Genomic DNA, 13,104 nt, shown 5'->3' on the forward strand with positions numbered 1-13,104 from the left:
TTCGCTTCGGTCTCTCACAGGTTCTCCAGGGCTCCGGTACGGCGGACCGCCGCCAGGTACACCAGCATGATCACGACGGGCACGGTCGCGACGGCCGCCGCGAAGGGCAGGTTGTTCGCCGCGCCGATGTTGTCGTAGACGACGTTGCCGATGAGCTGCGACTTTCCGCCCACGATCTTCACGGTGATGTAGTCGCCCAGCGACAGCGAGAAGGTGAAGATCGACCCCGCGACCACGGCGGGGAAGCTGAGCGGCCACACCACGGTCCGGAACGTGCGCCAGCCGCGCGCACCCAGGTCGCCGGCGGCGTCGAGCAGCGAGTTCGGCAGGCGCTCCAGCCCGGCGTAGATCGGCAGGATCATGTACGGCAGCCACAGGTACGAGAGCGTCGCGACGGTGGCGCCCAGCCCGTAGCCCCAGCCGAGCAGGCCCCCGGAGGAGAGCATCACCCGCCACGCGTACGCCTTGACGAGGTAGGACGCCCACAGCGGGGTGAGCACCAGGATCACCAGCCAGCGCTGGGCCCGCGGCGAGGCGAGCTTGGCCATGGCGAACGCCATCGGGAAGGCGACGACCAGGTCGACGAGCGTGACCGCGACCGCGACACCCAGGGAGCGCAGCGCGATCGTCCGGTACACCTCCCCGGTCACCAGGTCGTGGAAGTTCGCCCAGGTGAACGTCTTGACCAGGTCGCCGGTGAACGTGTCGGCCGACCAGAACGCGGTCACGAAGAGCGCGGCGAGCGCCCCCAGGTAGGCGAGCCCCAGCCACGCCAGCGGCGCCGAGAGTAGCAGCGCCAGCCGCGTCCGCGCGTGGCGGTGCAGGAAGGCGGCGGCCCGCGCGCGTGGGCCGGTACGGCCGACGACGGCCGAATCAGTCATGTGATCTTCTCCCAAAACCCTCCGCCCCGTCCCCCGCGCACACTGCCGCGCCGGGGACGGGAAGCCGGGAACGGTCAGCCCTTGATCTCGGTCCAGGCGCGGGTCCACTCCGAGTAGTCCTTGCACTTCACGCCCGTGCGCCCGTCCAGGCACTGGGCGATCGGCGTGGTCCAGAAGCGGACCTTGGCGAAGTACTCCTCGTCCGTGGCGTGGAACGTGTCACAGAACGAGGCGTCCGCGGTCTTCGCGCACGCCTTCGCGTTGGCCGGGGCCTCGCCGAACCACTCCGCGACCTGCGCGTTCGCCGTGGGGGAGATGATCCAGTCGAGCCACTTGTAGGCGCAGTCCGGGTGCTTGGCCCGGGCCGCGATCATCCAGGTGTCCGACCAGCCGGTCGAGCCCTCCTTGGGCAGAGCCACCTCGACCGGGGCCTTCTCAGCCTTGGCGAGGTTGGCGATCACCTGCCAGGTGGTGCCGATGACGGTGTCGCCGCCCTTGAACGCCTGGATCTCCTTCGTGTAGTCGGACCAGTACTCGCCGACGATCTGGCGTTGCTGCTTGAGCAGGTCCACGGCGGCCTGGAACTGCGTGTCGTCCAGCGCGTACGGGTCCTTGATGCCGAGTTCCGGCTTGGCCGACATCAGGTAGAGGGCGGCGTCCGCGATGTAGATCGGCGAGTCGTACGCCGTCACCTTCCCCTTGTACGGCGAGGCCGGGTCGAACACCGCGCCCCACGAGTCGGGCGCGGGCGTGACCGCGTCGGTCCGCCACATGAGGAGGTTGGCCCCGCGGCCGTGCGGGACGCCGTAGGCGACCCCCTTGACCGAATTCCACGGCTTGAGCTTGAGGCCGTCGAAGACGTCCGTGTAGTTGGGGATGAGGTCGGTGTTGACCGGAGCGGCCGTTCCGGAGGCGATCAGCCGCAGCGAGGCGTCGCCCGAGGCGGACACCGCGTCGTACTCGCCGGTCTTCATGAGGTTGACCATCTCGTCGGAGGTCCCGGCGACCTTCGTGTTGACCTTGCAGCCGGTCGCCTTCTCGAACGGGTGGACCCAGTCGACCTTGGGATCGTTGGAGCCGTCCTCGGCGTACCCCGCCCAGGCGACCAGGTTGACCTGGCCCTCTCCGGCGTCCACGGACGTGGCGGCCTTCATCGCGGGCGGGTTGAAGCCGCTCTGCCCCGGCGCGGTGCCGCCGCCGCTGCCGGTCGCGTCGCCGCCGCAGGCGGTCAGGGTGGCGAGGGCCAGCGCGGCCGTGACGGCGAGGCCGTGGGTCAGGAGCACCGGCCGGGGGGAGGTGGACCGCATGGTGTCTCTCCTTGCGTTTCGTGGACGGGTCGTAGCGATGTGTGACGGACGGGTCGCCGGTGGGCTCGACGCATTCGCAGAGGCCCCGGGTGCGGCGGATTCAGTGCGGCGGATTCAGGAGGTGACGGCGAACTCGTGGCGGCGTTGCCAGACGAGCCGCACCCGGCGGCCGCGCAGGCCCGTCACGTCCATCGACGAGACCTCCTGGTTCTGCTGCAGCGCGATGAGCCGGGTGCCCGTGTCGAGGTCCACCACGAACCGGGTGGCCGGGCCCGCGTAGACGACCTCGGACACGGTGCCCTCGGCGCTGTGCTCGTCGGGGCCCGGCGGGTCGGCGTCGCCGAGGACGACCCGCAGCTTCTCCGGGCGGACGCTGAACGTGCCGTCCTTGCCGAGCACCGCGCGCGCCGTCGCTCCCGAGATGAGGTTGGAGGTGCCGACGAAGCCGGCGACGAACGCGGTCGCGGGGCGCTCGTAGATCTCCGCCGGGGTGCCGACCTGCTCGATGGCGCCCGCGTTGAACACCGCGATCCGGTCGCTCATGGTGAGCGCCTCCTCCTGGTCGTGGGTGACGAACAGGAAGGTGATGCCGACCTCGCGCTGGATGGCCTTCAGCTCGACCTGCATCTCCTCGCGCAGCTTGAGGTCGAGCGCGCCGAGCGGCTCGTCGAGCAGCAGCACGCGCGGCCGGTTGACCAGGGCGCGGGCGAGGGCGACCCGCTGGCGCTGGCCTCCGGAGAGCTGCGCCGGGCGGCGCCTCTCGAAGCCGTCGAGCCGGACCGACGTCAGTGCCTCCGTCGCGCGGGCGCGCCGCTCCGCCTTGGGGACCCGCTTCACCCGCAGGCCGTACTCGACGTTCTCCAGCACGCTCATGTGCGGGAACAGCGCGTAGTCCTGGAAGACGGTGTTCACGTCCCGCTCGAACGGCGCGAGCCGGGTGACGTCCCGGCCGCCCAGCTCGACGGTTCCGGCGGTGGGGGACTCGAACCCGGCGATCATGCGCAGGACGGTGGTCTTCCCGGAGCCGGACGGCCCGAGCATCGCGAAGAACTCGCCGTCGGCCACGTCGAGGTCCACGCCGGCGACCGCGACGACGCTCCCGAAGCTCTTGCGGAGTCCGCGCAGGCTGACCGCGCGGCCGTCGCGGTCGGAGACCGTGGTTGTGACGGACGTCACTTCTTGCTGTGGCATGGCCGGAAACATATGGGTTCAAAGGATTCCGGTAAAGCGACGAGCGCCCAGCTCCGCCGTCCGGACGGCCGCTTCGGCCGCGGCTGCGGGAGTAAGACGACGACCGCACGGTTGGACCCGGTGGGATCGGGGCACCGGCCGGTAGACCGGCTCCGGCCTGCGGCAGAATTGGCGCATGTCCCTCGACCCGAAGATCGCCGCGCGGCTGAAGCGCACCCAGGACGGGCTGGTGCCCGCCGTCGTCCAGCAGCACGACACCGGCGAGGTGCTGATGCTCGCCTGGATGGACGACGAGGCGCTGCACCGCACGCTCACCACGGGCCGGGCCACGTACTGGTCCCGCAGCCGGGGGGAGTACTGGATCAAGGGTGACACCTCCGGCAGCGTGCAGTGGGTGCGGTCGGTGAGCCTCGACTGCGACGGCGACACGATTCTGCTGAAGGTCGACCAGGTGGGCGCCGCCTGCCACACCGGCGACCGCACCTGCTTCGACGCCGGGGTGCTCGACGCCGTCCAGGGCCACGCGGGGGACGACGTCGCGACGCGGGGCGGCGAGCGGTCATGACGTCGTCTCCGGGCGCGGGAGGCCCGGCCGCCGGGACCGGCGGGTCCCGCGCCGACGCCCGGCCCCGTGGCGCGCGGCGCTCGCTGATGGCCTGGCTGGTGTGCTGCGCGGCCGGGGCGGGCCTGGCGCTGTTCGCGGCCGGCAAAGAATGGGCCGCCGTCGGCTACGGCGGGGCGCCGGTCCCCGTGAACGGCGGCGACGCCGTCACCGGCCTCACGCCTCTCGTCCTGGCCGCCCTGGCCGCTGTTCTCGCCGTCTTCGCGACCAGGGGCGTGTGGCGGCGGCTGGTCGGCGTGGTGCTCACGTGCTGTGGCGCCGCCGTCGCGGCGCTGGCGTGGCCGTCCCGGCTGCCCGAAAGGGCCGTGGAGGTCGCCGAGACCACGCGCTCGCTCTCCGGCCAGGCGGCGCGCGTGACGGTGACGGCGTGGCCGTGGGCGGCGGTCGCCGGAGGGGCGCTGCTCGCCTTCTGCGGCGTGGCGGCGGTGTTGCTCGCCGGAGCCTGGCCGGGCATGTCCGGCAAGTATGAGCGTCGTTCCGGCGGTGGGGGGAAGACGGTGCGACGGGTCACCGGCGACCGCGCGTTGTGGGACGCGATCGACGAAGGAACGGACCCCACTGTCGATTCAGATGATCATTCTGGAAATGACAGAAAATAGTAAGGAAACCGCACGCGACGAGGTCATTTCCCGCTTTGCGGCATCGTCACGAATTGCCGACGAAGTGGATACTCTCGCAACGCCAGTCCGATGTGTCGCTAAGCTTCCGGTCCGCAACTCATGACCATATAGGAGCCGTTAAATGAGCTACGGAAACCAGCCGGGCGACACGGGGGGCTACGGGGCGCAGCCGCCCGGCGGCGGTTACGGCCCGCCTCCGGGTGACGGTGGCTACCCGCCGCCCGGCGGCGGCTACGGCCCGCCTCCCGGTGATGGTGGCTACCCGCCGCCCGGTGGCTATCCGCCGCCCGGCGGGTACGGCATGCCGCCGGCCCCGCCGAACAACCATCTTGTGATGGCCATCGTCACCACGGTCCTGTGCTGCCTCCCGTTGGGCATCGTCTCGATCGTCTACGCCACCCAGGTCAACTCGAAGTGGGCGATGGGTGACTTCCAGGGCGCGATGGCCGCTTCGGAGTCGGCCAAGAAGTGGTGGATCGCATCCTTGATCACGGCTGCTGTCCTCTTCGTGCTGTACATCGTTCTCGTCGTCGTGCTGGGTGTGTTCAGCGCCAGCGTGAGCAGCTCGTCATACTGAGGGCCATGACGGAGACAGCGCATGAGCGGCGCGGCGCGGACCGGATTCGGTCGGTGCTCGCGCCGCTCGGCGTCGCGGCGGTCACCGGCGCGGCCTTCGCGTTCGTGGGCTCCGTGGACCCCAACCAGCCCGGGCACTACCCGACGTGCCCCTTCCTCTTCCTGACCGGGCTCTACTGCCCCGGCTGCGGCACGCTGCGCGCGATGCACGCGCTCGCCCACGCCGACCCGCTCACGGCCCTCGGGTTCAACCCGCTCGCGATGGCCACCATCCCGTTCCTGCTGTTCTGGTGGGGGCGCTGGACGCTGCGCTCGTGGCAGGGGAGGCCCGCCCGCACCACCCTGGCGCGGCCCATATATCTGTGGGCCTTCCTCGCCCTCGTGATCGTTTATTGGGTGGTGCGAAACCTCCCATTCGGCCGCTTTCTAGCCCCCTGACGAGACCCGATGGCCGAGCAGCCTCGGCGAGGCCGATAGCATCGGCAGGGCAAGGTAGCGACGGCAGCGACCGGAGGGACCGCTTCTCGTGAGCGAGCGTAGCGAGCGAACAGGTTTGCGCGGCAGTGTTCACTCATGCGGGCTCCGAGCCGATGGCGAGGAGGGCTCATGAGCGTTCTCGACGACATCATCACCGGCGTCCGCGAGGACCTGGAGGCCCGGCAGGAGGCCGTGCCGATCGAGCTTCTGAAGGAGCGCGCCGGGCGCGCTCCGGCGGCCAAGGACGCCTACGCCGCACTCGGCGGCGACAAGGTCTCGGTGATCGCCGAGGTGAAGCGGTCGAGCCCGTCCAAGGGCGCGCTCGCCGCGATCGCCGACCCCGCGGCCCTCGCCGCGGACTACGAGGCCGGCGGGGCACACGTGATCAGCGTGCTGACCGAGCGGCGCAGGTTCGGCGGCACCCTGGAGGACCTGGCCTCGGTCCGGGCCGCGGTGGACATCCCCATCCTGCGCAAGGACTTCATCGTCACCTCCTACCAGCTCTGGGAGGCCCGGGCGTACGGCGCGGACCTCGCGTTGCTCATCGTGGCCGCCCTGGAGCAGAACGCGCTGGTCTCGCTCATCGAGCGGGCCGAGTCGATCGGCCTGGCCCCGCTGGTCGAGGTGCACACCGAGGAAGAGCTCGACCGCGCCCTCGCCGCCGGAGCCAGGATCATCGGCGTCAACGCGCGCAACCTCAAGACCCTGGAAGTCGACCGGGACGTCTTCGCCAAGATCGCGCCCAAGATCCCCGACGGCGTCATCAAGATCGCCGAGTCGGGCGTGCGCGGCCCGCACGACCTGCTCGCGTACGCGCGGGCCGGGGCCGACGCGGTGCTGGTCGGCGAGAGCCTGGTCACCGGAAAGGATCCCAGGGCCGCCGTGAACGATCTGGTCACCGCCGGCGCCCACCCATCGTCTCGGCAGGAGAGGCAGTCGTGAGCCTGACAGAAGGACCCATCGTCACCGCGGCGGACCTCGCCGGCAACGGCGTCTACGGCGACGACCCTGACGGCGACGGCAAGTTCGGCATCTTCGGCGGGCGGTTCGTGCCCGAGGCCCTGATCCCGGCGCTCGACGAGGTGGCCGCCGAGTACGAGAAGGCCAAGACCGACGAGGAGTTCCTCCGCGAGTTCGACCACCTGCTGCGCACGTACGCGGGGCGGCCGACCACGCTCACGGAGGTGCCGCGCTTCGCCGAGCACGCGGGCGGCGCCCGGATCGTGCTCAAGCGCGAGGACCTCACCCACACCGGCGCGCACAAGATCAACAACGTGCTGGGGCAGGCGCTGCTGACCCGGCGGCTGGGCAAGACCCGGGTGATCGCCGAGACCGGCGCGGGCCAGCACGGCGTGGCCACGGCCACCGCCGCCGCCCTGCTCGGCCTGGAGTGCGTCATCTACATGGGCGCCGTGGACTGCGAGCGCCAGGCGCTCAACGTCGCCCGGATGAAGCTGCTCGGCGCGACCGTCGTGCCGGTCACCAACGGCAGCCAGACGCTCAAGGACGCGATCAACGAGGCGTTCCGCGACTGGGTCACCAACGTCGACCGCACCCACTACCTCTTCGGCACGGTCGCCGGGCCGCACCCGTTCCCCGAGATCGTCCGCGACTTCGCCCGGATCATCGGCGTCGAGGCCCGCCGCCAGATCCTGGAGCTGACCGGCCGGCTGCCCGACGCGGTCTGCGCCGCGGTCGGCGGCGGTTCCAACGCCATCGGGATCTTCCACGCCTTCATCGGTGACGAGGGAGTCCGGCTGTATGGCTACGAGGCTGCCGGGCACGGGCTGGAGAGCGGCGAGCACGCCCTCACCCTCACCGCGGGCAGCGTCGGCGTGCTGCACGGCGCCCGCACGTACGTCCTGCAGGACGAGGAGGGCCAGACGATCGAGTCGCACTCGATCTCGGCCGGCCTCGACTACCCCGGGGTGGGCCCCGAGCACGCCTGGCTGAAGGACTCCGGCCGGGCCGTCTACGAAGGCATCACCGACGCCGAGGCGATGGAGGCGTTCGCCCTGCTCGCCCGCACCGAGGGCATCATCCCGGCGATCGAGTCCTCGCACGCCCTCGCCGGCGCGCTGAAGCTCGGGCGCGAGCTCGGCCCGGAGGCCACCATCCTGGTGAACCTCTCCGGCCGCGGCGACAAGGACATGGGCACCGCGATGAAGTACTTCAACCTCTGAGCACCTCTACGCTGATCCTCCGACTGAGCGGGGGAGCCGGGCCGGCGACGGCGGAGCGGCGAAACGGCGGCCCCACCCAGGTGAGGCGGATCCGACCCAGACGAACGGAACACCGATGACGACACTTCAGACGGTCTTCTCGAAGGCGCGCGCCGAGAACCGGGCCGCCCTCGTGGGCTACCTGCCGGCCGGTTTCCCCACCAAGGACGGGGCCGTCGCCGCCGCCACCGCCATGGTGGAGGCCGGGTGCGACGTGATCGAGATCGGCCTGCCGTACTCTGACCCGCTCATGGACGGCCCCACCATCCAGGACGCCGTCCACCGCTCACTGGAGAACGGCACCCGCATCGCCGACGTGATGCGCACGGTCGAGGGCGTCGCCAAGACCGGCGCCGCGACTCTCGTCATGACGTACTGGAACCCGATCGACCGGTACGGCGCGACCCGCTTCGCGCGCGACCTGGCGAACGCCGGCGGCGTCGGGACGATCACCCCCGACCTCACGCCCGAGGAGTCCGGGGTCTGGCTCCAGGAGAGCAAGGACGCGGGCATCGACACCGTGTTCCTGGTCGCGCCGAGCTCCACCGAGGACCGCATCGGCAAGGTGGCCAAGATCTGCACCGGCTTCGTCTACGCCGCCTCCCTGATGGGCGTGACGGGCGCGCGCGAGTCGGTCGGATCCGCCGCCGAGGGCTTGGTCGCCCGCACCCGGCAGCACACCTCCCTGCCCGTGTGCGTCGGGCTCGGCGTGGGCACCGGGGCGCAGGCCGCCGAGGTGGCCGCCTACGCCGACGGCGTGATCGTCGGCTCCGCGTTCATCCGGCGTCTCCTCGACGCGCCCGACGAGGCGTCCGGGCTCGCCTCCGTGCGCGAGCTCGCGGCCGAGCTCGCCGCGGGCGTCCGCCGGTAGCCGACCGGGGCCGGCCCTACCCAGAAACAGGGGGGCCGATCGCTTAACCGGCGCTTATGCCGTCCATGATGTGGTGGGCTCCAAGTAATGTGCAGATAGCACGGCCGTCGCGCTGGTGACGGCCGGACATCGTGACGGCACGAGGCCAACCCCGCGAGGAGACGAATGGTGTTGACTCACCAGCAGGCCGCACCTGGTCGACCGCGAACGGAACACCCCGCGTTACCCTGGGTGACGACCGCGGCCCGGCTGGTCCTCGCGGCGGTGCTCATCGTGGCGGGCGGCCTCAAGATCGGCGCCCCGGCGCTCTCGGTGCAGGCGGTACAGGCGTACCAACTCCTGCCGGACTCGCTGGCCACGGCCATCGGGTACGGTCTGCCTATCGTCGAAATCGTCATCGGCGTCCTGCTGGTGGTCGGTCTGCTGACCAGGGTCGCGGCCGTGGTCTCCGGGTTGCTCATGCTGGCGTTCGTCATTGGCATCGCCTCCGCCTGGGCGCGGGGTCTGCGCATCGACTGCGGCTGCTTCGGCGGCGGTGGCGAGCTGGGCGCGGGTGAGAGCCCCAACTATCTCTGGGAGATCCTCCGTGACTTCGGCCTGGTGGTCGTGGCCGCGTGGATCTTCATCCGTCCGCCGGGCCGCTTCGCGATGGACTCCGCACTCGGCCTGACCGGGCCGCGCGAGCCGCACCAGCCTGAAGGCGACATTTTCCAGGGCGAAGAGCCCGACGCATAGGGAGAGATGCATGAGCAAGGCGGCGAGGGACGCCTCGGTCCGGGCACGCATCGCGGCGCAACGGGAAACCGAGCGCAAGCAGGAGCAGCGCAAGCGCCTGACCACGATCATCACCGTGGTGGTCGTCGCGCTGGCCGTGATCGGCGGCGGCTGGTGGTACGCCGCGCAGCAGAGCAAGTCCGAGACGGTCGCCGGCGGGCTCGCCCCCGTGACCGTGCAGAGCGACGGCACCGCCGTGATGGCCAAGCCCGGGGTCACCACGCCGGTCCTGGACATCTTCGAGGACCCGCAGTGCCCGGTCTGCAAGCAGCTTGAGGAGATCAGCGGCCCCACGATCAAGAACCTCGCCGCCGAAGGCAAGGTCAAGGTCGTCTACCACCCGCTCACGATCTTCTCGCAGGAGCCGACCCGGTCGAACTCGCTGCGCGCCGCGTCCGCGCTGCGCTGCGTGTCCGACGGCAGTCAGTGGATCGCCTTCCACGACCGGCTCTTCAAGGAGCAGCCGAGCGAGACCGTCGAGGGCTTCAAGACCGACGACCTGGTGAAGTGGGGCAATGACGTCGGCGTCACCGCGCCCGGCTTCGAGAGCTGTGTCAAGGACCAGACTCAGCAGGCGGCGCACGAGCAGTCCTCCACCAAGACGCTGCAGGACCAGAAGCTCCAGGGGACGCCGACGCTGAAGCTGAACGGCACCGTCATCGACAACAACACGATCTTCGTGCCGAGCGCGCTGCGCCAGGAAATCATCAATGCCGGCAAGTAGGACGGGACGGGCCGCGGATCGTCGCGGCCCGTTCTCCCCAGCTGTGCGCGAGGTCGCGTCCGTCTACGGTAACGTCCATTGACATGCCCCTCGCCTCGATTCCCAGCCCGTCACAAGGGGTCTGGAACCTCGGTCCGCTCCCCATCCGGGCGTACGCGCTGTGCATCGTGCTCGGCGTCATCGTCGCCGTCTGGATAGGGGAGCGGCGCTGGCGCGCCCGCGGTGGCGCGCCGGGAGCGATCACTGATCTCGCCGTCTGGGCCGTGCCGTTCGGCCTCGTTGGCGGGCGGCTGTACCACGTCATCACCGATTGGCAGCTCTACTTCGGCCCCGAAGCGCCCAACCGGCCGATCGACACTCTGTTCATCTGGAAGGGCGGCCTCGGCATCTGGGGGGCCATCGCGCTGGGCGCCCTCGGGGTGTGGATCGCCTGTCGTCGCCGGGGCATCTCGTTCTCGGCGGTCGCCGACACCCTCGCCCCGGCCATCGCCGTGGCACAGGCGATCGGCCGCTGGGGCAACTACTTCAACCAGGAGCTGTTCGGCGGGCCCACCACGCTGCCGTGGGGCCTGGAGATCGAGCCGGGCCGTCCCGGCACGGTGCCCGGCGCCGACACCTACCACCCGACCTTCCTGTACGAGTCGCTGTGGAACCTCGCCCTCGCGGGCATCCTGGTGCTCGTCGGCAGGCGCTTCGCCCTCCGGCACGGCCGGCTGTTCGCGCTGTACGGCGCGGGATACACCCTCGGCCGGTTCTGGGTCGAGGGCCTGCGGGTCGACCCCGCCCACCACATCCTCGGGCTCCGGCTGAACCAGTGGACCGCAGTGGTGATCTTCCTGCTGGCGATCGCGTACTTCTGGTTCGCGCGGAACAAGACCGGCGAGGAGCCGCTCGGCGCCGAGAGCCCGGCAGGCGACCCGGGCGAGTCCGGCGCGGCGGACGGCGGCTCTGACGCAGCCGATTCACCCGAGGGCGGCTCGGCCGGCTCCGACGACACCACCGGTGAGGCGGCCGCCTCACCAGAACAGGGAGGAAGCCGGCGATGACCGGCGCAGTTTCGGGGGTTCGCGCCGAGATCCATCACCAGCACCGGGACGTGAACGGCGGCTGGCTGCGCCCGGCGGTGTTCGGCGCGATGGACGGCCTCGTCTCCAACTTCGCCCTCATCGCGGGCGTGGCGGGCGGCACAGCCGACACCAAGATCATCGCGCTCGCCGGCGTGGCCGGCCTCGCCGCCGGGGCTTTCTCCATGGCCGGCGGCGAGTACGTTTCGGTGGCCAGCCAGCGCGAGCTGGCCCAGGCGGAGATCGACGTCGAGCGTCGCGAGCTCGAACGCAATCCGGAGGCCGAGGAGGCCGAGCTCGCCCAGCTCTACGTGCAGCGCGGGGTTGAGCCGGAGACGGCCAGGGAGGTCGCCCGCCAGATCTCCAGGAACCCGGAGAAGGCGCTGGAGGTGCACGCCCGGGCCGAGCTCGGCGTCGATCCGCATGACCTGCCCTCGCCGATGCTCGCCGCGGTCTCCTCGTTCCTGTCGTTCACCATCGGGGCCCTGATCCCGCTCCTGCCGTACCTGCTGGGTGTGCAGGGGCTGTGGGTGTCGGTGATCGCGTCCTCGGTGGCGCTGTTCGCCGCCGGCGCGGTGGTGTCCCAGGTGACGGCGCGGAGCTGGTGGTTCAGCGGGCTGCGCCAACTCCTGGTGGGCGCGGTGGCGGCGGCGCTCACGTGGGGGCTCGGTACGGCGGTCGGAGCAAGCGGTCTGTGACGAAGCGCAAGCGCAGGTCGCAGCCGCCCTCGGAGCGCTGGACCAGCGACACCCTGGCCGAGTTCGGGCTGAGCGTCCTGCAGCAGCGGCTCGTCATCGGCATCGGATCGGTGGTGGCGGGCATCGCCTTCGTGGTGGCCCTGATCTTCGTGGCCAACATGATCGGGAGCGGTGACGTCCCGCCGGCGCAGGGATCGAGCTCCCTCGGCGGGGCCCGGCCCGGCGACTACCGCGCCTGGTCCTCGCTCAAGCAGTTCGCCCCCATCGCGAACCGCAAGGCCGACGCCGCTCCTCTCACCCTGAAGGAGCTCTTCGGGGGCCGCGCCGTGCAGGCGGGAAAAATCACCCTGAAGCGGGTCGGCGTCCACCTCGACAGCGGGTGCCGCCAGTCCGTCTGGGGCGCCGACCTGGTCCAGGAGCTGTCCGAGGCGGGGTGCACGCAGATCGCGCGTGGTTTCTACACCAGCGCCGACGGCACGTACATCGCCCAGTACGCCATGCTCAACCTCGCCGACGTCACGGCCGCCGACGGCCTGGTCGAGCGGCTGAAGTCGCTCTACCTGGGCGGCTGGATGCTGCCGCTCGACCCGGCCAAGGCCGGGTTCACCGGGTACACCGAGGCGAGCGGCCACGCGATGGGCCACTACGTCGGCCTGGTCTGGATCGGCAGGGCCGACGGCGCCGACCCGACCCCGCAGGACGACTTCGTCACGCTCGGCCTCGCCGTACGCGATGTGGAACGGGCGCTCTACAAGCGCGTCGTCGCGGTCGCGGGCGTTCCCTCGATCACCGTCAAGCCGTCGCCGGGGGAGGAGACGGCCCAGCCGGCCGAGCCGGGCCCCACCGAGTCCGGGACAGGGGAGGGGGCCGGATCCCCGGCCTCGCCCTCTCCGACCCCCGTGGGGCAGTAGGCCGGAACCCGCTCGCCCGCTACCAGGGCAAGGTTTGCCGTTCCCACCAGATACCGAAATATCGGCTTGAATGATGATGTTGTAGGTTAAATGCCGGGATCAGCCGGGATACAGGGCGAGCGACGCTCAAGGAAGAGCGCAGCGAAAGGGCGCTCGCCGCACCGCG

At 70.8% G+C, this 13,104-nt stretch carries 15 protein-coding genes; 12 read left to right on the top strand and 3 right to left on the bottom strand.

Annotated features, from left to right (window positions below):
• Positions 1 to 14: 14 nt before the first annotated feature.
• The 3 genes from AWQ71_RS07300 to AWQ71_RS07310 all read right to left on the bottom strand — a co-directional run bounded on the left by AWQ71_RS07300 (position 15) and on the right by AWQ71_RS07310 (position 3,379).
• The gene (locus AWQ71_RS07300; protein ID WP_067128574.1) at positions 15 to 881 is read right to left on the bottom strand and encodes an ABC transporter permease; all 867 of its coding nucleotides are present in this window, start codon (positions 879 to 881) and stop codon (positions 15 to 17) included.
• Between the two features lie 74 nt (positions 882 to 955).
• A complete protein-coding gene (locus AWQ71_RS07305; protein ID WP_084258656.1) occupies positions 956 to 2,188 on the bottom strand; it encodes an ABC transporter substrate-binding protein in 1,233 nt (410 codons plus the stop codon).
• Positions 2,189 to 2,302: 114 nt separating this feature from the next.
• A complete protein-coding gene (locus tag AWQ71_RS07310; RefSeq protein WP_067129019.1) occupies positions 2,303 to 3,379 on the bottom strand; it encodes an ABC transporter ATP-binding protein in 1,077 nt (358 codons plus the stop codon).
• A 175-nt stretch (positions 3,380 to 3,554) separates the two neighbouring features.
• On the opposite strand from AWQ71_RS07310, the gene hisI reads away from it, so the two are divergent.
• From hisI to AWQ71_RS07370, 12 genes are all read left to right on the top strand, one after another.
• On the top strand, positions 3,555 to 3,944 hold the full coding sequence (gene hisI / locus AWQ71_RS07315) for a phosphoribosyl-AMP cyclohydrolase (protein WP_067128577.1): 390 nt from the start codon (positions 3,555 to 3,557) through the stop codon (positions 3,942 to 3,944).
• Positions 3,941 to 4,600, top strand: a complete 660-nt coding sequence (locus AWQ71_RS07320) for a Trp biosynthesis-associated membrane protein (RefSeq protein WP_067128580.1) — start codon at positions 3,941 to 3,943, stop codon at positions 4,598 to 4,600. The genes hisI and AWQ71_RS07320 overlap by 4 nt, the downstream gene beginning before the upstream one ends.
• Positions 4,601 to 4,742: 142 nt before the next feature.
• Complete coding sequence (locus AWQ71_RS39935; protein WP_084258657.1) at positions 4,743 to 5,198, top strand: CD225/dispanin family protein; 456 nt, start codon at positions 4,743 to 4,745, stop codon at positions 5,196 to 5,198.
• 5 nt (positions 5,199 to 5,203) lie between these two features.
• Entirely contained in the window at positions 5,204 to 5,635 is a 432-nt protein-coding gene (locus AWQ71_RS07330; RefSeq protein ID WP_084258658.1) for a DUF2752 domain-containing protein, read from the top strand.
• A gap of 168 nt (positions 5,636 to 5,803) precedes the next feature.
• Positions 5,804 to 6,616 carry an indole-3-glycerol phosphate synthase TrpC gene (gene trpC, locus AWQ71_RS07335; protein WP_067128582.1) on the top strand — a complete coding sequence of 271 codons (813 nt, stop codon included), beginning with the start codon at positions 5,804 to 5,806 and terminating at the stop codon, positions 6,614 to 6,616.
• Positions 6,617 to 6,633: 17 nt separating this feature from the next.
• Positions 6,634 to 7,857, top strand: coding sequence for a tryptophan synthase subunit beta (gene trpB / locus AWQ71_RS07340; RefSeq protein WP_067129027.1), 1,224 nt, complete (start codon positions 6,634 to 6,636; stop codon positions 7,855 to 7,857).
• Between the two features lie 115 nt (positions 7,858 to 7,972).
• Positions 7,973 to 8,767, top strand: coding sequence for a tryptophan synthase subunit alpha (gene trpA / locus AWQ71_RS07345; protein ID WP_067128584.1), 795 nt, complete (start codon positions 7,973 to 7,975; stop codon positions 8,765 to 8,767).
• 231 nt (positions 8,768 to 8,998) lie between these two features.
• Entirely contained in the window at positions 8,999 to 9,502 is a 504-nt protein-coding gene (locus AWQ71_RS07350; RefSeq protein ID WP_245658151.1) for a DoxX family protein, read from the top strand.
• Positions 9,503 to 9,512: 10 nt separating this feature from the next.
• Positions 9,513 to 10,265 (top strand): DsbA family protein, encoded by a 753-nt coding sequence (locus tag AWQ71_RS07355; protein WP_067128586.1) that lies wholly within the window; start codon positions 9,513 to 9,515, stop codon positions 10,263 to 10,265.
• A gap of 83 nt (positions 10,266 to 10,348) precedes the next feature.
• Positions 10,349 to 11,311 carry a prolipoprotein diacylglyceryl transferase gene (gene lgt, locus AWQ71_RS07360; protein WP_067128589.1) on the top strand — a complete coding sequence of 321 codons (963 nt, stop codon included), beginning with the start codon at positions 10,349 to 10,351 and terminating at the stop codon, positions 11,309 to 11,311.
• Positions 11,308 to 12,027: a VIT1/CCC1 transporter family protein gene (locus AWQ71_RS07365; protein ID WP_067128591.1), complete on the top strand. Its 720-nt coding sequence runs from the start codon at positions 11,308 to 11,310 to the stop codon at positions 12,025 to 12,027. Before lgt ends, AWQ71_RS07365 begins: the two co-directional genes overlap by 4 nt.
• Positions 12,024 to 12,938 (top strand): hypothetical protein, encoded by a 915-nt coding sequence (locus AWQ71_RS07370; RefSeq protein WP_067128595.1) that lies wholly within the window; start codon positions 12,024 to 12,026, stop codon positions 12,936 to 12,938. Before AWQ71_RS07365 ends, AWQ71_RS07370 begins: the two co-directional genes overlap by 4 nt.
• Positions 12,939 to 13,104: the final 166 nt, after the last annotated feature.

It is taken from the genome of Microtetraspora malaysiensis, from assembly GCF_001528665.1.
In the GTDB taxonomy this organism is placed as follows: domain Bacteria; phylum Actinomycetota; class Actinomycetes; order Streptosporangiales; family Streptosporangiaceae; genus Microtetraspora_A; species Microtetraspora_A malaysiensis.